Below are 25,682 nucleotides of genomic sequence, written 5' to 3'. Positions count from 1 at the left end.
GAGTTAGTTGGAGGCTGCGTTGTCCTTTTTCTTCTTTCGCAGACGTAAAACCGGGTAGGTAGGTTCGCTTACGCGGGCCGCGCCGGTGTTGTCGAACTTGTAGCTGTCCCGGTCGTCGTCGGCCTCGGCGGAGCGGCCGCCGCCTTCCCGTTTCAGGTCGTCTTTGCCTACGGCCAGATGCGAGTCCTTGTAGGGAGCCGGATACTTGCGGGCGTCGCGCAGGGCCCGGCGGTTCTGGGCTTTCTGGTTGGTTTTCACAATCTGCGCCGAAGCGGCAGTGGCCGAGAAGCAGAACAGGCCGAGAAACAGGAGCAGAACACGCATCGGATACACAGCAACGGTAGTACACAAACAGGACACTAGATAAAGAGCGTACGCAAGAATCACTCCAGGCGACGCGGCCGGGGCTAGAAGGGCAGCGTGAAGCCCAGGAACCTGCGCTGGCCAACTTTCTTTTTCAGCTTGCGCCGTTCGTATTTGGGCTTTTTCAGCAGGCCGTTTTTGGTGTAGCTGTTCTTCTGGATTTTCACCTCCACCGGCTCACTGCTGGCGGCCGTGCCGTCGGCGTTGGCATCGGCCGAGCCTTTGGCGGCTTTTTTCACCTTGGGCTGCGGCGGGCCTTTGGGGCTGGGCAGGGCGTAGCGGTGGCAGCCGGAGCCCGCCAGCAGCGTCAGCAGACACAGCATAATGAGTGGTTTCATGGAGTTACGAAAATAGAACGTCATTCCGAGCGTAGTCGAGGAATCTCGCGTGCTGACGTTACGCTGGTACTGAATTTACTACACTAGCGAGATTCCTCGACTACGCTCGGAATGACGTTCCCGAACGACGTCCGATTCCCTAATAATTCAGCAGCTTCTCTACGGCCAGCCGCAGGCGGTGCTGGGGCAGAAACTGCTTTTCCAGGCTGGGCGCAAACGGCACGGCCGTATCCAGGGAGCCGACGCGCTGAATGGGCGCATCGAGGTGCTGGAAGCAGTGCTCGGCAATCCAGGCTCCGATTTCGCCGCCCAGGCCGCCCGTGAGCGTGTCTTCGTGGAGCAGCAGCACGCGGCCGTTTTTCTCTACCGTTTTGCGCACGGCTTCCTCATCCCAGGGCAGTAGGGTGCGCAGGTCCAGAATGTCGGCGTCGAGGTTCAGCTCTTCGGCCAGCGCCAGCGCCCAGTGCACGCCCGCCCCGTAGGTGATGATGCTGAGCGTTTCGCCCTCGCGCACCAGCGCCGCCTTCCCGATGGGCGTGGTGTAGTAGGCATCCGGCACCGGCGCCGAAATGCTCCGGTACAGCAGCTTGTGCTCGAAGTACATTACCGGGTTGGGGTCCTCGAAGGCGGCGCAGAGCAGGCCCTTGGCGTCTACGGGGTTGCTGGGGTACACCACTTTCAGGCCGGGCGTGTGCGTAAACCAGGCCTCGTTGCTCTGCGAGTGAAACGGACCGGCGGCCGTGCCCGCGCCCGTAGGCATGCGCACCACCACGTCGGCGTTCTGGCCCCAGCGGTAGTGGCTTTTGGCGAGGTTGTTTACAATCTGGTTGAAGCCGCAGCTCACGAAATCGGCGAACTGCATTTCCACCATGGCCTTCTTGCCCTTGATGCTCAGCCCCAGCCCCGCGCCCACAATAGCCGACTCGCAGAGCGGCGTGTTGCGCACCCGGCCCTTGCCGAACTGCCCCACGAAGCCGTCCGTAATCTTGAACACCCCGCCGTAGTCGGCAATGTCCTGGCCCATGAGCACCAGCTCGGGGTGGCGCTCCATGCTCAGGCGCAGCCCGTCCGAAATGGCGTCTACGTAGCGCTTATCGGTTGTAGAACTTAGAGCTGAGAGCTGAGAGCTAAGAGCCGGAAACTCCGAATGCAGCGGGGAAACAGCTGTTTCAGCTGATGCAGCGGCATTTCTTCTAACTTCTAAGTTCTCACTACTAGCTTCTACAGAAGCGTACATGTCCCCGATTTCCTCTTCGAGGCTGGCGGTGGGCATGGGCACGGCGTCGGCTACTTTCAGGCCCTCTTCTATCTCGCGCTTGATGGTTTCGCGGAAGCGCATGCGGGCTTCCTCGTCCAGAATGCCTTCCTGCAGCAGCCACTTCTCGTAGTTTTCCACCGGGTCTTTCTGGGCCCACTCCTCAAACAGCTCCTGCGGCACGTACTTGGTGCCGCTGGCTTCCTCGTGGCCGCGCATCCGGAACGTGAGGGCCTCCAGCAGCACGGGGCGCGGGTTCTGGCGCAGGTCTTCGGCGAGGCGGCGCACGGTGTCGTACACTTCCAGCACGTTGTTGCCGTCTACCTGCACGGCGTCCATGCCGTAGGCGGGGCCTTTATCGATGAAATAGTTGAAGCGGAACTGCTCCCGGCTGGGTGTGCTCAGGCCGTAGCCGTTGTTTTCGATGATGAAGATGACCGGCAGCTGCCACACGGCGGCCACATTCAGGGCCTCGTGGAAGTCGCCCTCGGAGGCGCCGCCGTCGCCGCTGTACGTGATGGTGACTTTGGGCCGGTCGTCGAGCTTATCGGCCAGGGCAATGCCGCCGGCCACGGCCAGCTGCGGCCCCAGGTGCGAAATCATGCCCACGATGTGGTGCTCGTTGGTGCCGAAGTGGAAGCTTCGGTCGCGGCCTTTGGTGTAGCCGGTGGTTTTGCCCTGCCACTGCGCAAACAGCCGGTCCAGCGGAATGTCGCGGCCCGTAAACACGCCCAGGTTGCGGTGCAGCGGCAGAATGTACTCGTCGGGCTCCAGGGCCAGCGTGCTGCCCACCGAAATGGCCTCCTGCCCTATCCCCGAAAACCACTTGCTGACCTTGCCCTGGCGCAGCAGAATCAGCATTTTCTCCTCTATCATGCGTGGTTTCAGCAGGTGCTGATACAGATGGAGCAGGGTGTCGTTGGAGTAATCTTTCCGGTCGAAGTTCATGGGGCAGAAGCGGGTGGGAGAATGTCGGGGCCAAAAGTACGGGTTTGGGCCGAAGGGCCACACGGTGTAGCTCCGCGCCGCGCACAAGTCCGGCCCAAACTCTATATTCAGGCTATCCAATTATTCTGTACACGCCCTCCTGCCTCCACGCATGCGCCGCCTTCTGCTGACCGCTCCGCTGCTGCTGGCTTCCCTGGGGGCCGCCGCGCAGCTTCCCCTGGCCGACAGCCTGGCGTTGGTACGGCCGCGCTGGCTGCTGGGCGCGCGCCTGGGCGTGGCCGCTTCCTGGTATCGGGCCGACCCGGCGCCGGACCCGGCCCCCGGTATGCGCCTGGGGCCAGCCGCGGGCCTGCGGGTGGGCTACTACCTCGCTCCCAACCATGGCCCGCGGGTATGGCTGGTGGCCGAGCCCTCGTATGAGCAGCGCCGCCTGCCGGCCGCCAGCCAGAACAGTTCCTATCTGGCCCTGCCCCTGTATCTGCGCACCGGCCTCCCCACTACCACGCTGCACGTGCTGCTGGGCGGCGGCCGGGCGTGGCGCCTGGGCCCGGTCCCGGGCCAGCCCCCCTTCTCCGACCCGCTGGTTTTCCGCTCCCACGACAGTTTCGTGCTGCTGGGCCTGGAGGCGGATGTGCGCCACCGGCACCGCCGCACCCTGGCCCTGAGCGGCTGGGTGCGCTACGGCGTATCGGCGGCCTACGAGGAAACCCGGCTGGCCGGCAGCGGCACCCGCTACAGCAGCACCGCCCCCCGGCTCGTGCTGGTGGGCCTGGGCCTGATGCCTGTATGGTACCGCTAGGCTGCCACTCCCGCCCTCCCGGTCGGACGCCTGCCGCGTCGGACCGGGAGGGCGGGGCGCAGGTAGGGCAGGGACCCGCGCCGTTGGCATAGGATGCCGGGTCATGTTTAAATACAACAAATTCCCTCCGGCACCCGCCAAAGTCCTATCCATGTCCCAAAAATGGACGCGACGACGTGGCAAACCCTCGCAACGACCTAGCAAACTCTCGCGGTGGCGTGGCAAACCCTCGGGGCGGGCTGGCAACAGCACGCCGTGAGCCGGCCAGATGCCCCGGCGCGCCGGCAAGAGCCCGCCACGCGCCGGCAACACCTCGCGGGCACCCGGCCAACGGGCACGGCGCGGCCCTTGCAGATGTGGCCGCAGTTGTGGAGCTTAGGGCCGTGCCGGCGCGGGTGCGGCGGCTCCTAACTTCCTTATACCCATTTGTATCCCATGAAGCAAAAACCACTCGAACCATCGTTTAACATGCCCCAGGCCGAGCTGCTGCTCATGGCCTCCACCAAGCTAGGCTATATGCGCCGCGACGCGGCCGATTTCGCGGGCCGGGGCGTAAAACCGGCCCGCCTCGACGGCTTCGATACGCTTATCCAGCAATTCGCTGATATGCCCACCGAAGAGGAAATGGTGCAGTCGGCGGCCGTGCTGACGCAGGCCAAGGACGCGCTGCGGGTGCAGCTGCTGAGTGCCATGCAGGCCCTGATGGGCAAGGTGGGCCTGAAGCACAACGACCGGACGCCCGCCTACAAGGCCTTCGGGACGAGCGGGCTGAACAGCGCCCGCGAAGCCGAGCTGTATACCGGCATCCGGCAGGCCGTGCGGGTGGGCCGCCGCACCCTCTCCGACTACAAGGAGCAGGGCGTGACGGAGGCGGAGCTGGCCGCGCTGGCCGACCTGAACGAGCAGTTTCTGGATGCGCTGCACGAGCAGCAGGATGCCGAAAACGAGAGCTACAGCACCACCCAGACCCGCCTGCGCGCCGCCAACGCGCTGTATGAAGAGCTGAGCTACCTGAGCGAAGTGGGCAAGGCCCTCTACGTGCAAACCGACGTCACGAAGCACGAGCAGTACGTCATCTACGACAAGGTGCCCGCGCCGAAGCAATAGCCGGCCCTGGCCGGGTTGCGGCGCGGGCTGCTTCTTTCTACCTTGCTTACCAGAAGCACCCGGTGGCCGGGTGCTTCTGTTTTTATAGTCTCCCTGCCGCTTTCGCTCGTGCCTACGCCTGCCCGTCCGCTTTCCTCCCGTATCCGCTGGTCCCGGCTGGGGCCGCTGCTCCTACTGCTGCTGCTGGCTTTTCTGCCGCTGTTCTGGCTGCTCGACAGCCACCCGGTGCAACAATACGACGAGGCCCGCACCGGCCTCAATGGCCTGAACATCGTGCGCCACAACGAGTGGCTGGTGCTGCGCGACGGGGAGCTGAAGCCCGACCTCTGGAACTGCAAGCCGCCGCTCTGGCCATGGCTGCTGTCGCTGAGTTTTCGGGTGGTGGGGCTGTCGGAGCTGGGGCTGCGGCTGCCGGCGGCGCTGGCCGCGCTGGCCACTACGCTGGTGGTGTATGCTGCCGGGCGGCGCTGGCTGGGCAGCTGGGAAGGCGGCCTGCTGGCGGCCCTTATCCTGCTGACTTCCGGCGGCTACATCGGCCTGCACACCACGCGCACCGGCGACTTCGATGCCCTGCTCACGCTCTGGACTACGCTGGGGGCCCTGAGCTGGCTGAGCTACCTGCAGCGGGGGCAGGCCCGGGCGGCGGCCCTCACGGGGCTGTTCTTTTTCCTGGCGGCCTTCACGAAGGGCGTGGCCGGGCTGCTCTTCGGCCCGGGGCTGGTGCTGGCCACGCTGGTACTGGGCCAGACGCAGCGGCTGCGCCGCCCGGCTCCGTGGCTGGCGCTGGCGGGGCTGGCGGCGGGCATGGCCACGTGGTATCTGGTGCGCGAGCAGGCCGCGCCGGGCTATCTGGCGGCGGTATGGCAGTACGAGCTGGGCGGGCCGGCCGGCAGCGAGCTGGAAGGCCACCACCACGAGGCCTACTGGTACCTGACCAACCTGATGGAGTCGGGCTTTATCTACTGGCTGGTGCCGGCGCTGCTGGGCGGCCTGCTGGGCTGGCGGCTGCCGAAAGGCAGCCAGGGCTGGTGGCTGGTGCGGTTCGTGCTGTGCGTGGTGGGCATGTTTATGCTGGTGCTGGCGCTCACCCAAACCAAGCTGCACTGGTACAGTGCGCCCATGTTTCCGCTGCTGGCGCTGCTGGCGGCCAGCGGGCTGCTCCAGATGGGCCGGGCCGTGGCCGCGCAGCAGCAGTGGCACCTGAGCCCGCTGGCCCGCCTCGGCGGTTTGCTGGTGCTGGTGTGCCTGCCGTACTGGGCGCAGTGCCGGGCCATTGCCCGCATCTACGACGACCGGTACCGGGTGCCGTCGTTGCGGCTGGGGGCCCACCTGCGCCACCAGCTGGAGCTGGAGCCCGGCATCCGGGAGTACTACCACGGCGACGACGGGCAGTTCAACGACAGCCCTATCTTCTACCGCACCATCATGGAGATGCAGCACGGCCACCGCATCGAGCGGGTGCCGCCCTGGAAAGTAAACGAAACCTCCGCGGGGCGGTTAGTGGTTATCTGTGGAGCCAAGCCCCGCCGCGAGTGGGAGCGGTGGTACCGCACCACCCTCATCCTCCAGACCGATTCGTGCGTAACGCTTCGGCTGGAAACCCGCCGGTAGCGGCGCCGGGCCCCGGGCCGGCCGGGGCCGGCATCTTAGTTTGTAACTCTTGCTCCTATGATTCATTTCGAAGAATTTACGCTGGCGAATGGCCTGCGCTGCATCGTACACGAAGACCATACCACGCCCCTGGCGGTGCTCAACGTGCTCTACAACGTGGGCTCGCGCGATGAGGAAGCCTCGCACACCGGCTTCGCGCACCTGTTCGAGCACCTCATGTTCTCGGGCTCAGTCAATATTCCGAGCTACGATGAGCCCCTGCAGCGGGTGGGCGGCGAAAACAACGCCTTCACCTCCCCCGACATCACCAACTACTACCTGACGCTGCCGGCCGCCAACATCGAAACCGCCTTCTGGCTGGAATCGGACCGGATGCTGAACCTGGCGTTTTCGGAAAACGGGCTGGAAGTGCAGCGCAAGGTGGTGGTGGAAGAGTTCAAGCAGAACTACCTCAACCAGCCCTACGGCGACGTGTGGCTGAAGCTGCGGCCCCTGGCCTACCAGCAGCATCCCTACCAGTGGGCCACCATCGGCAAGGAAGTCAGCCACATCGAAAACGCGGTGATGGACGACGTGCGGGCCTTTTTCAAGAAGCACTACGCGCCGCAGAACGCTATTCTGGTAGTAGCCGGCGCCGTGACGGTGGCCGAGGCCCGGCGCCTGGCCGAGAAGTGGTTTGAGCCCATTGCGGGCGGCCCCGCCTACGAGCGGCAGCTGCCGCAGGAGCCGCGCCAGACCGAGGCCCGCTTCCTGGAAGTAGCCGCCGACGTGCCCCTGAGCGCGCTCTACAAAGTGTACCACATGCCCGCCCGCAGCGCCGATGACTACTATGCCGTGGATCTGCTCAGCGACCTGCTGGGCCGGGGCAAGTCGAGCCGGCTTTACCAGCAGCTGGTGAAGGAGCAGGCCTTGTTCAACTCCATTTCGGCGTCCGTGATGGGGTCGTTGGAGCCGGGCCTGCTGGTGGTGAGCGGCAAGCTAAATGCCGGCGTGACGCTGGAAGCCGCCGATGCTGCCGTGGAAGCTGTGCTGGCCTCCCTGCGCGACACCGAAGTACCTGCCGAGGAGCTGGAGAAAGTAAAGAACCAGGCCGAAGCCAGTATCGTGTTCGGGGAAATTGAGTTGCTGAACCGGGCCATGAACCTGGCCTACAGCAAGCTGATGGGCGACGCCAACCTCGTGAACGAGGAAAGCGCCCGCCTGCAGGCCGTGACCCCCACTGCCGTGCTGGCCGCCGCCCGCGAGGTGCTGCGCCCCGACAACTGCAGCACGCTCTACTACCGCGCCCAGCCCCGCGAAGCCGCTCCTGCCCTGGCCGATGAAGCCGTAGCCGACAGCGCCCAGTAACCACGCAGCGCCCCATCAAAAAGCCCACCCGACGCGTGTCGGGTGGGCTTTTTGATGGGGCGCTGCTAGAGTGCCGGAAACGGCGAATGGCTTACCAGCCGCTACCGCCGGAGCCCCAGCCATCATCTTTCTTCTTGGCCGGAGCCGCGGCTTTCTTCACGGGAGCGGCAGCCTTCTTAGGGGCCGCTGCGGCACCAGCCGAGGCTTTGGTAGCAGTAGCGGAAGCTGCCGGAGCCGGGGCCGGAGTAGGCTCCACGGCAATCGGCTCGGGTTCGGGCTCAGGAGCGGGCGCTACCACCACCGGGTCGGGGCGGCGGACGTTGCGCTTCACGTAAGGAGCCAGCGGCCGGCCCCGGTAGTCGGTCGTGACGCGGTGCGAAGGAGCGGCAGTGAAGCCAGGGGCTACCACCGAGCCCCCCGGCTGCGCCGACGAGCCTCCCCCTGCATCAACGGCTCCGCCACCGCCAAAACCGGCTTTGCTGGAAACCTGCTCTACGGGAGCAGCAGCCGGAGCCGTTTCCTCAACCGGGGCAGCGGCCGGCGTAGCGGCAGCACCCGTGGCTTTCTTGGCCGGAGCAGCTGCTTTTTTAGCAGGTGCCGGCGCCGGCGTGCCCCAGCCGTCGGATGAGCCCCATCCGTCGTTGGATTTTTTGGATTGCGCCTGGGCGGGCGCAAGCGTCAGAAATGTGCCGGCCAGCAGCAACGGAAAAGCAAAACGGGTCATCTGAAAAAGAGTTAAAAAAGTTCTGCAAGATACGGCTCCGCACGCTGGTTGAGAAACCCGTTGCGCGCTTTTCGCAAACGCAACGCCCCGGCAGAAGTTCCTGTCGGGGCGACAATTACACCGAATTGTGGTTAGCGCTGTTTGCCGGGCCGGGCCTTCTCCTGCGCCGGAGCAGCCGGCAGGGTCTCCTCCGCTGGCTTGGCCGGGGGTTGGCTGCCAGGTGTGGCAGCTGCCGGACTGGCTTGCGCGGGCGGCATTTCGGCGGCGGCGTCGGAGGCGGCAGGCGCAAAGGGCTGCACTGCCGGAGCCGCCGGGGCGGGCTTAGCTTTAGTAGCGGATTGGGCCTGGGCCGTCAGGGCCAGTAGGCTACCGGCCAGGGCGAGTACAAGGGCGGAACGTGCCATAGCAGAACAATTGGATGGTTTGACATACAATAAGTTACACATAAATCAGCACAACTCTCTTTCCGCCTCTGGCAACACCAAAAAGCCTCCGCCCGGCTGTGGTGCAACCGGGCGGGGGCTTTTTAGTCTGAACTGGCAGGGCCAGCCTTCAGGTCTTATTTGCGCTTGGCGGCCGGAGCAGCCTGCTTTTCCGAAGAAATGGAGCTGGCTCCACTGGTAGCGGGCTTGGGCGTTTTCTTTTTGAGCGGGCGGCCCATATAGTCGGTAGTGGGCGGGCTGGGCATGTTCAGCCGTAGGCCCGGTGCCAGCTTCAGGTTCTCTTCGTCGCGGCGGTTCGACCGGTCGTAGCGGGCGTAGGCCCCGGCCCGCGCCTTGGATTTGGTATTGCTGGTCCGGTGGTAGCCGTTGGCGGCCTTTTTGGTGCCGGCGGGCCGCGTTACGGCCTGAGCGTGGGCGGAAGTAGCCAACAGTGAGCCGGCTATGGTCAGCGCCGCAACGAGTAGTGCAGAAGTACGCATGATGAAGAGCAATTGGGTGAGCGGATCTTCCTCCTACGGAATCCTTGCGGCTTTGGTCGCTTTACCAGTTGCTGGCAGTGGTGGAAGCCACTGGCTCCGACTGCTCTACCGTTTTAGCCAGCGAGGAAGACGTTTTTGATTTTTGCTTCAGGGGGCGGCCCCAGTAATCGGTGCTGACGCGCCGGTAAGGCGAAGAACTCATGCCAGGCGCCACCATCACCCCCGACGATTTCATCATCGGATCGGTGCTTTCCTCCTCAACGTAGGCCACGACTTTGGTAGCGGCAGTAGTGAGGTTGGCCGATTTTTTCTTTAGCGGCCGGCCCCAGTAGTCGGTGCTCGGCCGGTCGTGCAGGCTTAGGCTCTGGCCGGGGGCCGTGTTCCAGCCCATGTTGTAGCGGGGCGCTTCGTCGGCAGCGGCGGGCTCCTCCAGCCACGAGTCGGCAGCTACCGAATACTGGGTTTGGGCAAAAGAGGCGCTGGCCGAAACAACCAGCAGGAAGGCGGAGAGGAAGAACGATTTCATAGCAGTGAAAAGTCGAAGTAAAAGGAAGCGGGCGTTAGCCCATAAGCCCCTGCTACAGAACGGGTGGCGCCCCGCGTTCCGGCTGCTGGCCGTTGGTAGGAAGCCGTTTTGCAGCAACCGTACCAACTTTTGCAAAACGCAGTGCCCCTTGAAAATTCGTTCCCCCAGAAGCACACGCATTCTTCTTAATCAGCTGTTAGTCAGGCAATAATTTTCAATCACCAACAATCCATATCCTGCAAGCGCCAATCAACTTACCTTTGCAGTACTATGCAGGAAAATATCAGCCGGCTGCGCGCCGAAATCGAAGCCTACGACCTGAGCACCCCTGAGCAGCTCGACCAGTTCCGCATTGCCTACACCGGCCGCAAAGGCCAGCTGGCCGACTTGTTCGACCAGTTGAAAACGGTGCCGCAGGAGCAGCGGCGCGCTGTAGGCCAGGAGCTGAACCAGCTCAAGCAGTTGGCCCAGTCCCGGTTCGATGAGCGTCGGCAGGAACTGGAGGCTTCTGCGGCCAACACCCTCGCCGACCCCACCTTCGACTACACACTGCCCACCGTTCCGAATGCGCTGGGCACGCGCCACCCGCTGAGCATCGTGCGCGAGGAAATTGTGCGGGTGCTGGCCCGCATTGGGTTCAATGTGGCGGAAGGCCCCGAAATAGAGGACGACTGGCACAATTTCACGGCCCTGAACTTCCCCGAAAACCACCCGGCCCGCGACATGCAGGACACGTTTTTCGTGCGCCGCACTCCGGGCGAGCCGGAGTGGGTGTTGCGCACGCACACCAGCCCCGTACAGGTGCGCGTGATGCAGACGCAGAAACCGCCTATCCGCAGCATTATGCCGGGCCGCGTGTACCGCAACGAAGCCATTTCTGCTCGGGCCCACATGATGTTTCATCAGGTAGAGGCGCTTTTCGTGGACGAAAACGTGAGCTTCGCCGACCTGAAGCAGACGGTGTATTACTTCGTGCAGGAGTTGTTCGGTGCTGATGTGCAGGTGCGTTTCCGTCCTTCGTTCTTCCCGTTCACGGAGCCCAGCGCCGAAATCGACATTACCTGCCTCATCTGCAAAGGCAAGGGCTGCAACATCTGCAAAGGCAGTGGCTGGGTAGAAATCGGGGGCTGCGGTATGGTAGACCCGGCCGTGCTGGAGCAATCCGGCATCGACCCCGAGCGGTACTCCGGCTACGCCTGGGGCATGGGCATCGAGCGGATTGCCATGCTCAAATACCAGATCAAGGACCTGCGCCTGTTCACGGAAAACGACATGCGTTTTCTGCGGCAGTTCGAGAGCGTACAATAGCAGGTAGCAGTTCATACCACAAGCCTGCGCCGCAACGTTAAAGCAGCCTGACCTATATCCGCCAACTTGCCCGCTCCATGCACAAAGCAGCCACTATAACTCCTGCAGCAGCCCTGCCAGCTTTCGGCCGCGCTATAGGTAGCGTGCTGTTGTTTGGCGTGCAGATGGCTTTTTCCGGCTGCGGCTCGGAGCCAGGCGCCGTGGAGCCGCAAATTCCTATTGTCGCCTTCAACACCCCCGTGTACCTGACCAACCAGGAATACGTGACGCTGCGCTCAGACAACGGCGCGGCCTATGCTCCGGGCGGCGTCAGGGGGCTGATTGTAGTGCGCCAGAACGCCAGCACCTACTATGCTTTCGAGCGCAACTGCCCTTACCGCGCCAACGATACCTGCGCCCGGGTGCGGATTGACGCGTCGCGGCTGTTCCTGAAAGACCCGTGCTGTGGCTCCCAATTCGACCTGCAGGGCCGCGTGCAACAGGGCCCTGCCAACAGAAGTTTGCGCCAATACAGCACTTCTCTCTCCGGGAACATCCTGACAATCACGAATTAAAAAAAGCGACGTAGTTTTTTCGGAATACATATTTGGAGCTTCCGAAACTTTGCTCTAATATTGCACCAGCAACGGCAAAATACGCCGCCATAACCGCTTCCTTAGCTCAGCCGGTTAGAGCATCTGACTGTTAATCAGAGGGTCCCTGGTTCGAGCCCAGGAGGGAGCGCACGAGCCCGGTACGAAACTGCACATCAGTTTTATACCGGGCTTTTTCTTTGCCGGCTTCCCTGCCCGCCTGGTTGCTACCATACACGCCTTTGCAACCGAATTGCGCCGCAGTGGTGGTACTCTTCTATTTCATATCAGCCCCTGGGTACGCGCATCATTGGTTGCAGAACCTTTTTGCCTGCTGGCTGTATCTTGAGTTCACTCGTGAGTATGTCGCCCGGATTTTATTCTGGCAGCCGCGGTGGCTTGTTCTATTTGCCGTTTTTTCTCGTTCTAAGCTTATGGCTTCTTTCCGCCAGAAACTCCTGAAACTGTTGTATCCGCTGATTATGCGGTTGTCCAAGTCGGGCAGCCGGGGCAAAGTGCTGGAAAGCCCCAAGCCGGCCGCAGCGCCGGTGCCGTTCTATCAGCTCGATAGCCAACTTAACAATGGACAGGCGTTTTCCTTCGAGGCGTTGAAGGGAAAAAAGGTGCTGCTGGTCAATACGGCCTCCAACTGCGGCTATACCAACCAGTATGAGGAACTGCAGCAGCTTTCGGAGCAATATGCCGATCAGCTGGTGGTACTAGGATTTCCTGCCAACGACTTTGCCGAGCAGGAAAAGGCCGACGACAAGACCATTGAGCAGTTTTGCCAAGTGAACTTCGGGGTTTCGTTTCCGCTGATGAAGAAAAGCGTGGTAGTAAAGCAGCCGCAGCAGCATCCGGTGTACCAGTGGCTGAGCGATGCGCGCCGCAACGGCTGGAACGAGCAGGCCCCGGACTGGAACTTCTCGAAGTATCTCATTAGTGAAGATGGGCGCCTGACGCACTATTTCGGGCCAGCCGTTTCACCGCTCAGCGAAGCCGTAACCAACCAGCTCGCGCGACGCTAAGCCATTGGGGCCGTGTGTCGGGCTCCTGCCCCGGAGAAGCGGCCGACAGGAGCCGCCGGGTGCGCCACCCAAAATAGCCTGACGCACTGCTATCTATTCTTGGCGGCGCGCAGGTACAGCACGCCTTCACCGAGCCAGAACACCCCCATAGCAATGCCCGCTCCCAGTAGAGAGTCGAGGATACGGCCCTGCACGGTGACTTGTACCAGCGTTTCGGTTGCGTGGCCGGCGGTAGAGTTCATCAGGGCCATAGGCGTGATGAAAAGCAGCGCCAAAGCATAGTTGCGCGCTACCACCATTTCCGTGATGCCCTGCAGCAACATGAGCAGCCCTACCAGCCAGATACCGGCCGGACGAGCCAGAAGCAGTACCTCGAATACTCCTATTCCCAGCAGGGTGCCAGCCACCCGATGCACTGCCCGGATACTGGTCAGGCGCCGCGACTGGCTGGATTGCAACACGGCCATAGTGGCTATGATAACCCAATAGGTACGGTGCGCACCCAGCGGCTGGCTTATCAGACTGTCAAGTAGCACGGCTGCTACCACCCGCAGCGCAACGGCCCGGGCTCCGGCGTCGAGGAGGAAGCGGGGAAACAACACGCCCAAGCCTACTGCCGGGCTACGGCTCCTGCCTGGTAGCGCTAGTGGTGCTACTACTACCAGGTAGGCCAGCGCGGCACCGGAAGCCAGCAGAGCCAGCAGCCGCAAGCCGGGCTGGGCAGCGCCTCCTAATGCGGCCGGCGCGGCTATATGCCCGCTTACGGCTGCTACCAGCACAAACATCAGTGGGCCGGGCGGCCCCAGCCGAAAGCCCAGCACCAGTACACTAGCCAGCCCACTAACCAGTATCAGGCAGGCACTGGTCAGCCATTCATTGCCGGCACAGACCACCCCCAGCGCCGCTGCCAGCAGCAGGCCGGCTGCTACCAACGGTAACAGCCGGGCCCGGTCGGGGCGGCTGAAGCCGGCGCCGTACAACGCCGTAAAACTGCCCAATGCCGCCTGTAGCCCCAGGTTTTGATGGCCAGCGAGTGTAAACAAGCCGACTAGCAAACCAACCGCCAGCCCAGCCTGCAGGCCCACCTTCCAGCGCCAGGGCGCATCATGGAGTTGTACCAGACTCCGCATAGCGCGCCGTGTCCGGGGCATGTAACGGCTCATGCGGGCTTTCATAGGCGTTATGTAAGTGGCCACCAGTACGCCTGCTTACGCTGGGTTAGCCACCCAAGGATACTGCCGCGTGCGGCTCACTCCACGGCCCTACCCAAAACGCAGGGAATTTCGCACGAACAGGTGGTTTCGGGATACGCAAATGGCGGCGGAATATAACGGCGCCGCTACGACCGGGGTAGCCCGGGCGTGGCAGATACCGCTAGACACTGCTGTTTTAGTTGGCGGCGGCGCCGGCAGCCAGATTTTTGAGGGCCGCCCGAAATTCGGGGGTGTTATAGTCGGCTATGCCCTCGTGGCGGGCAGCAACCTGTCCGTCGGGGCCAGAATGATGGTGGCCGGAATGGCCCGAGAATCGAGAGGAGTAGCCGCGCGCCAGCCGGCAAGTAGAGCGGCAGGCTATAGCGGCGAAATAGCGCCGTGGCTTTTGCGGGCTGCTGATCCAGCGAAATCATCACGAAGGCCACTTTACCATAGTCTACCCTCTCATAAAGCGCCTGGATGCGGGCATTTCGGCCAGACAGGGGGCACCAGCAATCAGGCACATTTCCAACTGACAACAAACCACTCCTACACCAGCCCCCCCTCCTGCCTGGCTGGCAGCGGCTGCCTAGTGTGTTAGTTGCCGCTGCTACTTAGCCGTCAGGACCAGCACCGGAACCGTGCTATGCACCAGCACCTGCGCCGTTACGCTCCGATGGAAAAGCTTGCCCAAGAAGCTATGCTGCCGGGCTATAACAACCACCAAGTCGAAGTCGGTGGGCTGCGCGGTTGCCAGAATGCCCTCCGCCGGCGTGCTGGCTGCCACGGTGCGGACGCGCACCATAGCCTGCAAATCGGTGGCGAGGCCGGTACGCAGCACAGTATCAAGCGCCTCGGTTTCGGCGGTATCGTTGGCCACGTGCAGCACCGTCAGCTCGGCGCCCAGGTCGGTGAGCAGCTGGCGGGCGGCACCGGTGTATTCTCCCAGCGTAAATGGCTCGCCATCAACGGCCAGCAATATCCGGCGCGGCGGTGCCGTAGAGGCTACGGCGTGCGGCACCACCAGCATAGGGTACGGTGTGGTGCGCAGAATATCAAGCGAAGTAGTCTGCACCAACTCGTCGGGGGTGCCATCGTAGTTGGGGCGGCCCAGCACAATCAGGGCCGGATGGTGCCGGCTTACGGCATCGGCAACGGCCGACGCCACCCGCCCGTGCCCAACCTCCGCCACTACCGGCACCGACAGATTGCCGGCCACACTGTGCAGGGCCAGCGCAATGGCCTCCTTGCTCAGATTCGACAGTTCGCCGGTGAACATTTCCGGGTCGATAACGGAGTTGCGGCGCACGTGCAGCAGTACGAGGCGCGCTTTAAGCGGCTCGGCCAGGTTGGTGGCGTAGTCGAGGGCGCGGTTTGCAGCCTGAAAAAAGTCGGTGAGAATGAGCAGCGACGTGGCCATAGGACAGAGAAGGAAGGAAGGCTGGAAAAGGCAGGCAATCTACAGAATCGGGGGTGGCAGCGGAATGAGCAAAATCATCTTCCGGCATGACGCATAGCAGACAGGCGCTGCCGTCCGTCGGTACGGAGCGTACGTCGGGGCGCTGGCAGGGCGGCCGTTTTGCCTGGGCCGGGGCCGGCTAACCTTTTTGCGAGTAGCCTAGTATGCCTATGCAAAGCCGCCCGCTGCGTAGGGCGGCTGTTTGTTCACTTCTCTCCGCCCGCCATGAATAGCCTACGTTTTCCGTTTCTCGCGGCCCTGCTGGTGCTGCTGACTTTCTCGCTGAGCGGCTGCGACGCCATTGGCACCATTTTCAAAGCCGGAGCCTGGACGGGCATCATCGGCGTGTTTCTGGTAGTGTTCCTGCTCTGGCTCGTTATCAGCCGCATCCGGCGCTAGCCGCTACCCGAGTCTTTGCTACACTACCCACCGAACAAAAAAGGCCGCTCCTGGGAGCGGCCTTTTTTGTTCGGTGGGTAGTGGGCTACTATTCCTTCACAACCCGCAGCACCTGGGGGCCCTGGGCCGTGCTGACGCGCAGCAGGTACACCCCGGCAGGCTGAGTGCTCAGGTCAAGGGTGGCTTCCGCGTGCAGTTCGCGTACGGTCTGCCCCATCAGGTTACTCACCGTGCCCGTAATGGCAAGCGGCGCGTTGTGCTGGTCGAGGAGGCGGAACAGGCCGGTGCCCGGGTTAGGTGCTACAGCCAGCGCCAGGCGCCCAACGCCGCAGCCAGCGCAGCCCTGCACGGCCACTACCGGCGAGTAGGCAGCCGTACCGTCGGTGTCTTCCTGGCGCAGGCGGTAGTAAGCCGTGCCGGCCAGCGGCGCTACATCGGTATAAGAATAGCTGCGGGCGGTAGAAGTAGTGCCGCTGCCGGCTACAGTGCCGAGGGCCGTGAAATCCTGGCCGTTGGCGCTACGCTCCACCACAAACCGGCGGTTGTTCTGCTCGGAAGCCGTCTTCCAGTCGCAGCGCACCACGGCGCCATCCCGCACCGCTCCAAAGGCAACCAGCGTCACAGGCAGAGGCGCATCAGCCCGTGAGGAAACAGCGAAGGGCGAGAAGCTGGTGATACCAGAGCGGTTTACTCTGAAACTGGTGTTAGGAAAGCCCTGATATGCTGCAAGTGGGGCCGTTTTATCGTAGGCGGTGGTCTAAACACAAGTGATTGACGTATTGGGCTTATGATAGTCACGACTCAACTGTGCGGGCGTTGCTCGAGCGAGCAAGTGCGCAAAAACGGCAGCACCGGCGGGCGGGCCAAATACCAGTGCAAAGCCTGCGGTTTCCAAGGCACGCTGCAGCCGGCTGGCCCCGCGCGGGCGGCGCGCTACGCCCAGGTGGAAAAGCTGCTGGCCGAGCGCAACTCTCAGCGCAGCATCGTGCGCGTGACGGGCGTCTCGCGCATGACCGTGGCCAAACTGGCAAAAAAAAGCGCAGCAACCTAGCCCACCCTTGCCCCGGCGGCGGCCGAAAAAGGCCCAGCGCCGGCAGTGGGAGGCCCTCGAACTTGATGAGATGTGGACGTTTGTGGGCCGCAAACGGCGCAAGGTATGGCTCTGGTTGGCCGTCGAGCGCGCCAGCCGGCGCGTGGTGGCCTGGGTGCTGGGCCGCCGCGATGCGGCCACGGCCCGCCGCTTGTGGGCCGCGCTACCGCGCCGCTACCGGCGGCACTGCTGGTATTTCACCGACCTGTTTCCGGCCTACGCGGAAGCCCTGCCCACTGGCCCGCACCGCCCATGCCCCAAAGCAGAGGGTCAGACCAGCATCGTGGAAGCCCTCAATTGCTCCTTGCGTCAACGCTGTGCGGTCCTCGTGCGCAAAACCTGCTCGTTCAGTAAATCCCTGACGATGCACGCAGCCCGAATTAAAATTGTCATTGACAATCACAACCTCACTCTGACTTAGACCACCGCCTTATCGTAAGTGGGCGGCAGGTTAGGTCGGTTGATGAAGTGCCCGATATAGGCTTTTGTACGATCAAACCGGGTTTGGTCATCTCCCGTGCTTACTTCGTCCGCAGTATTCCACTGCAGGGTCATCTTCACATCCGAGTTGCCGGTCACCTCTTCGTCTACCAGCCAGGTTTTCTTCACGTTGGCGGCCAATACTTCCGTACCGGCTACTCCATTCCCATCGGCATCGTAGCGGCGGAAGAGGCCATCAATCACACGCACAGAAAACACGTCCTCGTTGCGGGCAGTGGTGCTGTTAGGCTGCTGTAGCAGGGCCGGAGTGTAGCTGGTGGCTGAGGAGCCAATCGGGAACAGCACGTCAGCACCGCTGTTGGATACAGTCTGGCTCAGGCGGCCTATGCCATTCGTTACAATGTAGGAAGACGAAGTGGTGCCAGATATGCCGCCACCGCGCTGGATAGTCAGGTTATAATCACCCAGGAACAAGTCAGGTCCTGTGGCGAAAGTAAGCGTTCCGTTTACCAGGGTATTGCCTGTAAGCACCTTATTTCCGGCAGCAGTCAGCTTGAGGTTCCCGTATGCCAACGGCGCTATATTCATCGCACTCGACGAGGTATAGTATTCAACTGTGCTGGTATTGTCAAGCTGCCCAAGTGTGAAAGAATAATTAGGCTGCTGGATTGCTAGGGCCGCATTGCTGCTTACATCTACTTTGCCGACGATATTGTCATCATTGAACAGGTACAAGCGGGTAGGAGTCGTGGCGCCAGGCAGGCCAATTACCACACGCGAGTTTGCACCATTTACCGTCCAAACTCCAGCGTTGGTACCGTTGATGCGACTGGATGCATTGCTACCTGAAGTTATTGTATTCCCCTGAACGTAATACGTTGCGTTAGGCAGCGAGAAGCTGAAGTTGCCTGGCAGTGCCCCAGTACCATCCGGAGTTGAACTCCAATTCGTAGCAAGCTCAATATTACCTGCTGTTTTGGAGTAGAAGACGTTTGTGAAGGCCGAAATAGTGACGTCGTCGATAGAAAGGCCGTTACCGTTGGTGGTGTTGTTCAGCAGGTAGCTCCATCGAATCATAATTTCTTCGCCGGGGGCCAGATTGATGTCACTGAGCGTAGCCTGCTTCACCCGACGATTAGAAATGGAGTTTCCGTCGCGGCTGGCAATAACTGTTGCAGTAGAGGGCGCATCGACGCCCAGATTCGGAATTGCCGTCCAAGTGCCTGAGCCGCTGAGCAGGCTAGTAATTGTAGAACCGGCAGCCCGCTTCTGATACGATACGTCAACACGCGCTCTATCTACTTTCCCCGAGTTGTACCAGTGCTCCATAGCATACACAATGTCCAGGCTACGGATGATGGAGGTGCTGCTGTTCTTCAGCCGCAGCCCCACATGCCCGGTTCCATCGTAGTGGTAGATGCTATTCCGCCAAAGGAACGGTCTGTACTACCTACATCCCCAAAGTGGTAGTAGTAGTTGGCTGCTATGTTTGAGCCGTCGTTAGAGGCAATTACGGTTGGAGTAAAGGGCGTAGTACCGAACTCCGCCTGAGCATATACCCCCTTAATGGTGTTGTTGTTAGAAAAGGAGCTCCCGCTTAATGTGTTAAAATCCTGGGTATACGCTCCCATATTCGCGTTTGTAAACTCATGCTGGGCGGTGGCCGGCAGTGTGCCTACACTAGCCAGAAGGCCAGCAAGGATACTGTAGTTTTTTTTCATAAAGGGGACGTGACGCTCTAACGATTTCGTGAATGAAAAGTCCAAGCCAGCTTAGCTGCTTATAAGTCCGAAAGCTACGAATAGTCTAAGTGGCTATCAACTCAACACAAGGCATAAGCAGCTGAAACAAAGTATTTTCATGCTTAAATTGAATATTCCACTGTAATAATTAAAATTCCTTTTTCTGAATGTACTATTCGCTGATTACAAAAAAAGCCTGCCGAAACCGGCAGGCTTTTTTTGTAGCTATACAGAGAGTGCCTCTATTGCTTTTTGTCGGGCATGGTCCCTACAATGTGGTCCCATAGGGTAGTGCTCACGCCGAAGGCAATTTCGTCCTGGCGGTAGTGGTGCTGGGCGTGGTGGTGCCACCACACTTTCAGGAAGTTTTTCGGGGGCGCGTAGACGTGGATGGCGTAGTGCACAAACAGGTACAGCGCGTAGCCGAACACGAAGCCCGCCAGCAGCCCGAAGCCCGCATTACCGAACGTAAACCGGAAGATGAAGAACAGCAGCGACGTGACAAACACCGTCAGGATGGGCGGCATGGCCAGGCGGGTCTTGTCTTTCGGGTACTCGTGGTGCACGCCGTGCATGGTGTACTGAAACTTGGCTTTGCGCGGCGTATCGGCCTTGATGTGATACACGTAGCGATGCATCAGGTATTCGGCCAGCGTAAAGAGAAACCAGCCGGCCAGAAACAGCCCGAAAGCCGACAGGCCATTGAGCAGGCCTTGGCTCAGGCTGTAGTACAGGCTCACGGCGGCTACGGCAAAAAAGATGCTGAGCGGGGCCGCAATATGTGTGTGCGTAAGCCGCTCCAGCATCGGATTCTCAAACAGTTGCGCCGACCCTTTGTGCTTTGGTTTCACGGGGTTTGAGGCGGTAGTTGGCCGGGGTTTCACGTCGGGAGCGGGGGTAGCAGAAGCAGTCTGGTTCATGGAAGCAAGTATCTGATTCAAGGCCCAAAAGTACGCAGCATTGCGTAAAGAAGCGGTGCCGGAGGTAAATCAGCCCGTGGTGTAATAGGCGCCGAGCAGGCGCTGCACGTCTTCTACGGTGCAGGCCGGCGCCGTGCAGCACAACGATGCACGGGCGTAAAACTGCGTTCTAGCCCGCAAGGTTTCATCCAGCCGCTCCCGCAAGGCCTCGGCAGTAGGCGCAGCCGCCAGCAGCGGCCGGGTAGCAGCCGAAGCCAGCACCCGCCGCACTAACTCGGGCACGGGCACTTCCAGATACAGCACCAAGCCGGTTTGCTGCAGCGCCTCCAGGTTGTGGTGAAAGCAGGGTGTGCCGCCGCCCGTAGCCAGCACGAAGGCGCCCGGCCGCTGCAGCACCTCGCGGAGTACAGCCGCTTCCCGTCCCCGGAAATAGGCTTCGCCTTCGGCCGCGAAAATAGCGGCTATGCTCCGCTGCTCGCGCCGCGTGATTTCTTCGTCAAGATCCAGAAACGGCACCTGGTAGGCCACGGCCAATGCCCGGCCCAGCGTGGTTTTGCCTGCGCCGGGCATCCCAACCAGGTGCAGCTGGCGAAAAGGAGGAACAGGGCTCATGTGCAATCAGGAAAGCCGGACGCGCGGGTCGAGCACGGCATAAAGCACGTCTACGGCAATATTGACGACCACAAACAGCGCCGCAATAAAGATGGTAGCGCCCATCACAACCGGAAAATCGAGGTTCTCGACGGCCCGCAGCGTGACCGTACCCAAGCCCTTCCAGTTGAAGATGTACTCGATGAAAAACGCCCCCGCCATCAGGGAAGCCAGCCAGCCCGATACGGCCGTCACGACGGGGTTCAGCGCGTTTTTGAGGGCGTGGCCCACCACGGTGCGGTAGCTGGAAAGCCCCTTGGCGCGCGCCGTCCGGATGTAGTCCTGGCTTAGCACATCGAGCATGGACGAGCGGGTAAGCTGCGTGATGACGGCCAGCGGCCGGATGCCCAGCGCAAAGGCCGGCAGCAGCAGGTTGCGCAGTACCAGGTGACGCCCCGTGAAGGCGTCATTCTCAAACAGTTGCCCCGTCAGATTAAGGCCCGTCCAGTGGCTCCAGTAGAACCCGAACGTAATAGCAATCAGGATGCCGGCCACGAACGAAGGCACCGAAATGCCCAGCACCGACGTGGTAATCAGCGCCCGGTCGAGCCAGGAGTGCGGCTTGAGCGCCGCTACTATCCCGAACGTAATACCGAGCACCGCCGCCAGCAGCATGGCCGCCAGCGCCAGCCACAGCGTGCCCGTGAAATGGTCGAGCAGAATGGTCAATACCTCCTTATTGCTCTGGAAAGAGCGGCGCAGGTAAGGCGTTTTCAGCACCACGGCGTTGCCGCCGAGCGGGAGCAGCGTGAGGCCGCCGTACTTAGCCGTGCCGGCGGAGTCTCGCGGGTGCACGCCCAGCGGCGACACGTCGTTGAGGTAGCCAAGCAGCTGCGCGGGCATGGGCTGGTCGAGGCCGAGGTCGGCGGCAATGGCGGCGCGGGTAGCCGCGTCGGAGCGCTGGCCGGCCAGCAGTGCCACCGGGTCGCCGGGCAGCACCTGAAACAGGAAAAACACTGTGAGGGCCACCCCTGCCAGAATCAGCAGGCCGTGCCCAAGCCGCCGTAGGATAAAAGTGAGCATTGGCAGAAGTAGCTAGTAACGGGGAGATGAGGTGAACAGCGACAGGCTACGCGTGACCGATAAGTGGCAACAAGACCCGTTACCATTTACCTGTCACTTTTTACCATTCACTTATTCACGTTGTCTCCCCGTCACTAAAAATTAAAACAGCTTCTCGACGTTGAACAGGGCCGGAATGTCGTGGTAGTGGTATTTGGCCAGCACTTTACCGTCCTGCAGCACCATCAGACCGGGGTTCGAGCGAATCATGGACTTCAGCACGGTGGCGTCGGCGAAGTAGTAGGGCGTGGCCAGGTTCACGTCGTGGCGGAACGTATCGAACTTGGCGGGGCTGGTGCTGGTGATGGTGACGGACTGAATCTTGCGGCGCGACTTGGTCGCCTCTTCCAGCAGGGCGTTGATGGCCTTGAACCGTTCCCGGTCGGTCTTGTTGGTATTCTGCACGATGAGCACCAGCTTGTTACCGGTCAGCAACTCCTTCGTAAACGAGTTGCCCTCCACGTCCGACACCTCAAAATCGGTGATAACCGGCTTGGACGTTTCGGGATTCAGCACCTCCATGCTCTTGTACTTCCACGTCGAGTCGGTGGGATACTGATCGAAGATTTTGGTTTCGCCGTTGCGCTCCATCACGTACTGGTAGCGGGCCTGCTCCAGCGGCTTCATCAGCTTGCCAATGTCGTTGCCGACTTTGTAGGGCAGGAAATCGAAGTAGGGCAAGTGGCCCAGCGCCCGCACCCCAATGCCAATGGCCACGGCCCAGGCCAGCGTGATGTACACCACGCCCAGCTGGCCTTTGGCGAAGCTGTAGCGCAGGTAGCGGTAGTTGAGGAACACCACCAGCCACATGCCCAGCAGCAACATATCCTTGCCAAACGACTGCCAGGGCGTGAGCTTGATAAAGTCGCCGAAGCAGCCGCAGTCCGTCACCTTGTTGAAGGCAGCCGAGTAGAAGGTCAGGAAGGCGAAGAAGATGAGCAGCCCCAGCAGCACCCACATGGTCTGGCGCAGCATCCAGCGCAGCAGCAGCGCCACGCCCAGCACGACTTCCAGCGAGCTGAGGAAAATGCTGATGGTGCGGGCGTAGTCCTTGAAAATCAGGAAAAAGCGGCCGAAATCCACGGCAAATACTTCGAAATACTCTTCCAGCTTCAGGGCCGTGCCCACCGGGTCGTTCAGCTTAATCAGGCCGGAGAAGATAAACAGCGCCCCCAGCAGCAGCCAGCAGACTTTCGTGAATAGTTTCATGGACGGTGTGAGGTGACGGGGTAACGAACGGGTGGCTCGGGCGCAGCTCTGTAGCAGGCGGTTGCCGAATAAGGAAAACAAAGAAACTCTAAACCGGGCAGGAAACAGTGCAGAACAGGGTGAGTTTCCGGCAGTGCCCCAAATACGCAGCTTCGGGGCTAGTGGCTGCTTCCGGCTGGTGCCTCGGCCACGGAGCTGGCCCAGCCGCGCTTGATGAGCACAAACACGGCGTAGTTGAGCATGTCGCGGTAGTTGGCCTCCACCCCTTCCGACACGCGGGTGGCGCCGGCCAGGTCCTCAATCTGCTTGGTGCGGTGCAGCTTCATCAGAATAATGTCGGTGATGCTTTCGATGCGCATCTGCCGCCAGGCTTCGCCGTAGTCGTGGTTTTTGGCGAACAGCAGGCGGCGGTTTTCGGCCGTTTCCTCGTCGTAGGCAGTGGCTACTTCCTCCGGGGCCAGGTCCAGCGGGGCCTCGGCCGGCAGGCGCAGCTGCATCAGGGCAATAACGCAGTAGTTGATGATGGCCACGAACTCGCCGTCTACGTCGTCGGCTACCAGCTGCGTGCCCTTTTCCTGAATGCTGCGGATGCGCTGGGCCTTGATGTAAATCTGGTCGGTGATGCTGGGCAGGCGCATAATTCGCCAGGCCGTGCCGTAGTCGTGGGCCTTCGCCAGAAACAGGCGGCGGCACTGCGCTATTATCCGGTCGTAGTCGTGCTGGGTTTGATTCTCCAAGTTTTTCAGCCTATTTTGTTGCAATTCGCCCGTATTGCCTGTCGTGCTGAGCGGCGCGAAGGACCTTGTCACGGTAGCCCAACCAGTCCAGGCAGGAGAAGATTCTTCGCGCCGCTCAGGACGACAGCTCAGACACCCAAATCCATGCTCCAGGCCCTGCAAGATACATGTTTCCCGGCGGCGCAAACCCTGCGCTGCCCCAACGGACGAGTGCTCGATCTGCGCCGCCCGCAGGTGATGGGCATCCTGAATCTGACCCCCGACTCGTTTTTTGAAGGCAACCGCATCGGCTCCCCTGATGAGCTGCTGCGCCGCGCCGAGGCCATGCTGCAGGCCGGGGCCGCCGTGCTCGACCTGGGCGGCTACTCCTCCCGCCCCGGCGCCGAGGACATTTCGGAAGACGAGGAAAAGCGCCGCCTGCTGCCCGCCGTAGAGGCCGTGCGCCGTGCCTTTCCGGAAGCCATTCTCTCCGTCGATACGTTCCGGGCCGGCGTAGCTGCCGACGCCGTAGCTGCCGGCGCCGACATCCTCAACGACATCAGCGGCGGCGAGCTGGACGCGGACATGCTGCCCACGGCGGGGCGCCTGGGTGTGCCCTACATTCTGATGCACATGCGCGGCACGCCCCAGACCATGGCCCAGCAAACGCACTACGAAGGCGACATTGTGCTGGAAATGGTGCGCTACTTCCGCGACAAGCTGGCCGTGCTGCGGGCCGCCGGCGTTACGGATGTCGTGCTGGACCCCGGCTTCGGGTTTGCCAAAACGCCGGCCCAGAGCCACGAGCTGCTGCGCCGGCTGCCCGAGCTGCGGGTGCTGGGCCTGCCCATTTTGGCGGGCCTCTCCCGAAAAGCCCTTGTGTATAAGCCGCTCGGCCTGGCCCCCGATGCAGCCCTCACGGGTACTATTGCCGTCAATGCGCTGGCGCTGCTCAACGGGGCCCGGCTGCTGCGCGTACACGATGTAGCGGAAGCCGTGCAAACCGTACAGCTCGTTTCTACCACTTACCCGCAGCTCTCGTCGTGATTGGCTCCTTCTCCATCGGCTTCCTGCGCATCGGCTGGATAGACGTCGTGGACGTTCTGCTGGTCACGGTGCTGTTTTATCAGCTCTACAAGCTGCTGACGGGAAGCGTGGCGCTGAAGATTTTTCTGGGCTTCATGTCCATCTACCTGTTTTATCTGGTAGTGAAGGCCGCCGGCATGGAGCTGCTGACCAGCATTCTGGGGCAGTTTATGAGCGTGGGCGTGCTGGCCGGCATCATCCTGTTTCAGCAGGAAATCCGGCGGTTTCTGCTCAACATCGGCAAGGCCACCGCTTTTGAGCGGATGCGCGTGTTTCCGTGGCGCCGCGACAACGGGGCGGCCGAGCGGCTCAGCGTAACACCTTTCGTGGAGGCCGCCAAGAGCCTGGCCGGCAAGCAGACCGGCGCGCTCATCGCCTTCAGCCTGGCCTCCGACCTCAAGCCCTTCGGCGACACCGGCGACCTGATTGACGCAGCCGTAAGCAAGCGGCTGCTGCTGAGCATTTTCAACAAGACTTCGCCGCTGCACGATGGGGCCGTTATTATCAGCCGGGGCCGCATCAAGGCGGCGCGCTGCATTCTGCCCGTAAGTGAAAACCCCGACGTGCCTGCCGCCCTGGGGCTGCGCCACCGCGCCGCCATCGGGCTGAGCGAGGTGACCGATGCTGTGGTGCTGGTGGTAAGCGAGGAAACCGGCCAGATTTCGCTGGTGCGCGGCGGCGAAGTATACCGCAACCTGGCCGCCTCTGACCTGCGCGCCCGCCTCAACGAGTTTCTGTTTGATGCCGCCCCTAGGCCAGCCGCGCCGGCTTCGGCCTCATCGGCGGCGGAAGTAGCGGCGTAGCAACGGGCAGGCTGCTTTTGTCGTCAGGTAGGTGGCTGGCCGCGTGGCCCGCTCTCTACGTAC

General features: G+C 61.8%; 28 protein-coding genes and 1 tRNA gene. 13 read left to right on the top strand and 16 right to left on the bottom strand.

The genetic code is table 11. The features are described 5' to 3' along the window. Positions 1 to 3: 3 nt before the first annotated feature. From BUE15_RS13530 to BUE15_RS13520, 3 genes are all read right to left on the bottom strand, one after another. Positions 4 to 324, bottom strand: coding sequence for a hypothetical protein (locus BUE15_RS13530; protein ID WP_073285965.1), 321 nt, complete (start codon positions 322 to 324; stop codon positions 4 to 6). 83 nt (positions 325 to 407) lie between these two features. Continuing rightward, the gene (locus tag BUE15_RS13525; RefSeq protein ID WP_073285962.1) at positions 408 to 701 is read right to left on the bottom strand and encodes a hypothetical protein; all 294 of its coding nucleotides are present in this window, start codon (positions 699 to 701) and stop codon (positions 408 to 410) included. Positions 702 to 840: 139 nt separating this feature from the next. Next, the gene (locus BUE15_RS13520) at positions 841 to 2,904 is read right to left on the bottom strand and encodes an alpha-ketoacid dehydrogenase subunit alpha/beta (RefSeq protein ID WP_073285960.1); all 2,064 of its coding nucleotides are present in this window, start codon (positions 2,902 to 2,904) and stop codon (positions 841 to 843) included. 151 nt (positions 2,905 to 3,055) lie between these two features. Between BUE15_RS13520 and BUE15_RS13515 the strand changes: the two genes are divergently transcribed. From BUE15_RS13515 to BUE15_RS13500, 4 genes are all read left to right on the top strand, one after another. Next, positions 3,056 to 3,703: a porin family protein gene (locus BUE15_RS13515; protein WP_073285957.1), complete on the top strand. Its 648-nt coding sequence runs from the start codon at positions 3,056 to 3,058 to the stop codon at positions 3,701 to 3,703. A 435-nt stretch (positions 3,704 to 4,138) separates the two neighbouring features. Then, positions 4,139 to 4,810 carry a hypothetical protein gene (locus tag BUE15_RS13510; RefSeq protein WP_139252288.1) on the top strand — a complete coding sequence of 224 codons (672 nt, stop codon included), beginning with the start codon at positions 4,139 to 4,141 and terminating at the stop codon, positions 4,808 to 4,810. A 108-nt stretch (positions 4,811 to 4,918) separates the two neighbouring features. Next, entirely contained in the window at positions 4,919 to 6,421 is a 1,503-nt protein-coding gene (locus tag BUE15_RS13505) for an ArnT family glycosyltransferase (protein ID WP_073285951.1), read from the top strand. 57 nt (positions 6,422 to 6,478) lie between these two features. Continuing rightward, positions 6,479 to 7,768: a M16 family metallopeptidase gene (locus BUE15_RS13500; RefSeq protein WP_073285949.1), complete on the top strand. Its 1,290-nt coding sequence runs from the start codon at positions 6,479 to 6,481 to the stop codon at positions 7,766 to 7,768. A 91-nt stretch (positions 7,769 to 7,859) separates the two neighbouring features. On the opposite strand, the gene BUE15_RS13495 is transcribed toward BUE15_RS13500, so the two are convergent. The 4 genes from BUE15_RS13495 to BUE15_RS13480 all read right to left on the bottom strand — a co-directional run bounded on the left by BUE15_RS13495 (position 7,860) and on the right by BUE15_RS13480 (position 9,940). Next, the gene (locus BUE15_RS13495; RefSeq protein WP_073285946.1) at positions 7,860 to 8,492 is read right to left on the bottom strand and encodes a hypothetical protein; all 633 of its coding nucleotides are present in this window, start codon (positions 8,490 to 8,492) and stop codon (positions 7,860 to 7,862) included. A gap of 131 nt (positions 8,493 to 8,623) precedes the next feature. After that, entirely contained in the window at positions 8,624 to 8,896 is a 273-nt protein-coding gene (locus tag BUE15_RS13490; protein ID WP_073285943.1) for a hypothetical protein, read from the bottom strand. Positions 8,897 to 9,051: 155 nt separating this feature from the next. Beyond that, positions 9,052 to 9,414 carry a hypothetical protein gene (locus tag BUE15_RS13485; RefSeq protein WP_073285940.1) on the bottom strand — a complete coding sequence of 121 codons (363 nt, stop codon included), beginning with the start codon at positions 9,412 to 9,414 and terminating at the stop codon, positions 9,052 to 9,054. A gap of 61 nt (positions 9,415 to 9,475) precedes the next feature. Beyond that, positions 9,476 to 9,940, bottom strand: coding sequence for a hypothetical protein (locus tag BUE15_RS13480; protein ID WP_073285937.1), 465 nt, complete (start codon positions 9,938 to 9,940; stop codon positions 9,476 to 9,478). 270 nt (positions 9,941 to 10,210) lie between these two features. Between BUE15_RS13480 and pheS the strand changes: the two genes are divergently transcribed. From pheS to BUE15_RS13460, 4 genes are all read left to right on the top strand, one after another. Beyond that, entirely contained in the window at positions 10,211 to 11,248 is a 1,038-nt protein-coding gene (gene pheS, locus BUE15_RS13475; protein ID WP_073285934.1) for a phenylalanine--tRNA ligase subunit alpha, read from the top strand. Positions 11,249 to 11,325: 77 nt separating this feature from the next. After that, entirely contained in the window at positions 11,326 to 11,802 is a 477-nt protein-coding gene (locus tag BUE15_RS13470; RefSeq protein ID WP_084549042.1) for a Rieske 2Fe-2S domain-containing protein, read from the top strand. Between the two features lie 95 nt (positions 11,803 to 11,897). Further along, positions 11,898 to 11,971: transfer RNA gene (locus BUE15_RS13465), tRNA-Asn, on the top strand. Positions 11,972 to 12,020: 49 nt separating this feature from the next. Continuing rightward, a complete protein-coding gene (locus BUE15_RS13460) occupies positions 12,021 to 12,848 on the top strand; it encodes a glutathione peroxidase (RefSeq protein ID WP_244535950.1) in 828 nt (275 codons plus the stop codon). A gap of 89 nt (positions 12,849 to 12,937) precedes the next feature. Here BUE15_RS13460 and BUE15_RS13455 read toward each other — a convergent pair whose 3' ends face one another. Together BUE15_RS13455 and BUE15_RS13450 are read right to left on the bottom strand one after the other, a co-directional pair. Next, on the bottom strand, positions 12,938 to 13,891 hold the full coding sequence (locus BUE15_RS13455; protein ID WP_170865267.1) for an FUSC family protein: 954 nt from the start codon (positions 13,889 to 13,891) through the stop codon (positions 12,938 to 12,940). A 760-nt stretch (positions 13,892 to 14,651) separates the two neighbouring features. After that, positions 14,652 to 15,461, bottom strand: a complete 810-nt coding sequence (locus BUE15_RS13450) for a universal stress protein (protein WP_073285926.1) — start codon at positions 15,459 to 15,461, stop codon at positions 14,652 to 14,654. A gap of 264 nt (positions 15,462 to 15,725) precedes the next feature. On the opposite strand from BUE15_RS13450, the gene BUE15_RS21990 reads away from it, so the two are divergent. Next, positions 15,726 to 15,899, top strand: a complete 174-nt coding sequence (locus BUE15_RS21990) for a hypothetical protein (protein ID WP_170865266.1) — start codon at positions 15,726 to 15,728, stop codon at positions 15,897 to 15,899. A gap of 88 nt (positions 15,900 to 15,987) precedes the next feature. Here the strand turns inward: BUE15_RS21990 and BUE15_RS13445 are convergent, their stop codons facing one another. Further along, positions 15,988 to 16,521 carry a T9SS type A sorting domain-containing protein gene (locus BUE15_RS13445; RefSeq protein WP_073285923.1) on the bottom strand — a complete coding sequence of 178 codons (534 nt, stop codon included), beginning with the start codon at positions 16,519 to 16,521 and terminating at the stop codon, positions 15,988 to 15,990. Between the two features lie 165 nt (positions 16,522 to 16,686). Here BUE15_RS13445 and BUE15_RS13440 point away from each other — a divergent pair, with 165 nt between their 5' ends. Further along, on the top strand, positions 16,687 to 16,950 hold the full coding sequence (locus BUE15_RS13440; RefSeq protein WP_139252287.1) for a transposase-like zinc-binding domain-containing protein: 264 nt from the start codon (positions 16,687 to 16,689) through the stop codon (positions 16,948 to 16,950). A gap of 7 nt (positions 16,951 to 16,957) precedes the next feature. After that, complete coding sequence (locus tag BUE15_RS13435; RefSeq protein ID WP_073285918.1) at positions 16,958 to 17,410, top strand: IS1 family transposase; 453 nt, start codon at positions 16,958 to 16,960, stop codon at positions 17,408 to 17,410. Here the strand turns inward: BUE15_RS13435 and BUE15_RS13430 are convergent. The 6 genes from BUE15_RS13430 to BUE15_RS13400 all read right to left on the bottom strand — a co-directional run bounded on the left by BUE15_RS13430 (position 17,407) and on the right by BUE15_RS13400 (position 23,751). Continuing rightward, the gene (locus tag BUE15_RS13430) at positions 17,407 to 18,759 is read right to left on the bottom strand and encodes a hypothetical protein (protein WP_139252286.1); all 1,353 of its coding nucleotides are present in this window, start codon (positions 18,757 to 18,759) and stop codon (positions 17,407 to 17,409) included. The genes BUE15_RS13435 and BUE15_RS13430 overlap by 4 nt on opposite strands. Positions 18,760 to 19,414: 655 nt before the next feature. Beyond that, entirely contained in the window at positions 19,415 to 20,092 is a 678-nt protein-coding gene (locus tag BUE15_RS13420; protein ID WP_084549039.1) for a sterol desaturase family protein, read from the bottom strand. A 69-nt stretch (positions 20,093 to 20,161) separates the two neighbouring features. Beyond that, complete coding sequence (locus BUE15_RS13415) at positions 20,162 to 20,704, bottom strand: shikimate kinase (RefSeq protein WP_073285910.1); 543 nt, start codon at positions 20,702 to 20,704, stop codon at positions 20,162 to 20,164. Positions 20,705 to 20,710: 6 nt separating this feature from the next. Next, positions 20,711 to 21,766 carry an ABC transporter permease gene (locus BUE15_RS13410; RefSeq protein ID WP_073285907.1) on the bottom strand — a complete coding sequence of 352 codons (1,056 nt, stop codon included), beginning with the start codon at positions 21,764 to 21,766 and terminating at the stop codon, positions 20,711 to 20,713. 141 nt (positions 21,767 to 21,907) lie between these two features. Then, positions 21,908 to 23,014: a BT_3928 family protein gene (locus BUE15_RS13405; RefSeq protein ID WP_073285904.1), complete on the bottom strand. Its 1,107-nt coding sequence runs from the start codon at positions 23,012 to 23,014 to the stop codon at positions 21,908 to 21,910. Between the two features lie 158 nt (positions 23,015 to 23,172). After that, positions 23,173 to 23,751, bottom strand: a complete 579-nt coding sequence (locus BUE15_RS13400) for a DUF1599 domain-containing protein (protein ID WP_073285901.1) — start codon at positions 23,749 to 23,751, stop codon at positions 23,173 to 23,175. A 144-nt stretch (positions 23,752 to 23,895) separates the two neighbouring features. On the opposite strand from BUE15_RS13400, the gene folP reads away from it, so the two are divergent. Both folP and cdaA read left to right on the top strand, forming a co-directional pair. Then, complete coding sequence (folP, locus tag BUE15_RS13395; RefSeq protein ID WP_073285898.1) at positions 23,896 to 24,777, top strand: dihydropteroate synthase; 882 nt, start codon at positions 23,896 to 23,898, stop codon at positions 24,775 to 24,777. Then, positions 24,774 to 25,619, top strand: a complete 846-nt coding sequence (cdaA, locus tag BUE15_RS13390) for a diadenylate cyclase CdaA (RefSeq protein ID WP_073285896.1) — start codon at positions 24,774 to 24,776, stop codon at positions 25,617 to 25,619. Before folP ends, cdaA begins: the two co-directional genes overlap by 4 nt. Positions 25,620 to 25,682: the final 63 nt, after the last annotated feature.

Origin of the sequence: Hymenobacter psychrotolerans DSM 18569 (genome assembly GCF_900142395.1) — a bacterium.
GTDB classification, from domain to species: domain Bacteria; phylum Bacteroidota; class Bacteroidia; order Cytophagales; family Hymenobacteraceae; genus Hymenobacter; species Hymenobacter psychrotolerans.
Note: the sequence above shows the minus strand (reverse complement) of the source record. Positions and strands in the feature narration are given on the sequence as shown.

Coding starts and splice junctions, on each gene's coding strand:
- BUE15_RS13530 (WP_073285965.1), bottom strand. CDS start 324: ATGCGTGTTCTGCTCCTGTTTCTCGGCCTGTTCTGCTTCTCGGCCACT.
- BUE15_RS13525 (WP_073285962.1), bottom strand. CDS start 701: ATGAAACCACTCATTATGCTGTGTCTGCTGACGCTGCTGGCGGGCTCC.
- BUE15_RS13520 (WP_073285960.1), bottom strand. CDS start 2,904: ATGAACTTCGACCGGAAAGATTACTCCAACGACACCCTGCTCCATCTG.
- BUE15_RS13515 (WP_073285957.1), top strand. CDS start 3,056: ATGCGCCGCCTTCTGCTGACCGCTCCGCTGCTGCTGGCTTCCCTGGGG.
- BUE15_RS13510 (WP_139252288.1), top strand. CDS start 4,139: ATGAAGCAAAAACCACTCGAACCATCGTTTAACATGCCCCAGGCCGAG.
- BUE15_RS13500 (WP_073285949.1), top strand. CDS start 6,479: ATGATTCATTTCGAAGAATTTACGCTGGCGAATGGCCTGCGCTGCATC.
- BUE15_RS13495 (WP_073285946.1), bottom strand. CDS start 8,492: ATGACCCGTTTTGCTTTTCCGTTGCTGCTGGCCGGCACATTTCTGACG.
- BUE15_RS13490 (WP_073285943.1), bottom strand. CDS start 8,896: ATGGCACGTTCCGCCCTTGTACTCGCCCTGGCCGGTAGCCTACTGGCC.
- BUE15_RS13485 (WP_073285940.1), bottom strand. CDS start 9,414: ATGCGTACTTCTGCACTACTCGTTGCGGCGCTGACCATAGCCGGCTCA.
- BUE15_RS13480 (WP_073285937.1), bottom strand. CDS start 9,940: ATGAAATCGTTCTTCCTCTCCGCCTTCCTGCTGGTTGTTTCGGCCAGC.
- pheS (WP_073285934.1), top strand. CDS start 10,211: ATGCAGGAAAATATCAGCCGGCTGCGCGCCGAAATCGAAGCCTACGAC.
- BUE15_RS13470 (WP_084549042.1), top strand. CDS start 11,326: ATGCACAAAGCAGCCACTATAACTCCTGCAGCAGCCCTGCCAGCTTTC.
- BUE15_RS13450 (WP_073285926.1), bottom strand. CDS start 15,461: ATGGCCACGTCGCTGCTCATTCTCACCGACTTTTTTCAGGCTGCAAAC.
- BUE15_RS21990 (WP_170865266.1), top strand. CDS start 15,726: ATGAATAGCCTACGTTTTCCGTTTCTCGCGGCCCTGCTGGTGCTGCTG.
- BUE15_RS13440 (WP_139252287.1), top strand. CDS start 16,687: ATGATAGTCACGACTCAACTGTGCGGGCGTTGCTCGAGCGAGCAAGTG.
- BUE15_RS13430 (WP_139252286.1), bottom strand. CDS start 18,759: ATGGAGCACTGGTACAACTCGGGGAAAGTAGATAGAGCGCGTGTTGAC.
- BUE15_RS13420 (WP_084549039.1), bottom strand. CDS start 20,092: ATGAACCAGACTGCTTCTGCTACCCCCGCTCCCGACGTGAAACCCCGG.
- BUE15_RS13415 (WP_073285910.1), bottom strand. CDS start 20,704: ATGAGCCCTGTTCCTCCTTTTCGCCAGCTGCACCTGGTTGGGATGCCC.
- BUE15_RS13410 (WP_073285907.1), bottom strand. CDS start 21,766: ATGCTCACTTTTATCCTACGGCGGCTTGGGCACGGCCTGCTGATTCTG.
- BUE15_RS13405 (WP_073285904.1), bottom strand. CDS start 23,014: ATGAAACTATTCACGAAAGTCTGCTGGCTGCTGCTGGGGGCGCTGTTT.
- folP (WP_073285898.1), top strand. CDS start 23,896: ATGCTCCAGGCCCTGCAAGATACATGTTTCCCGGCGGCGCAAACCCTG.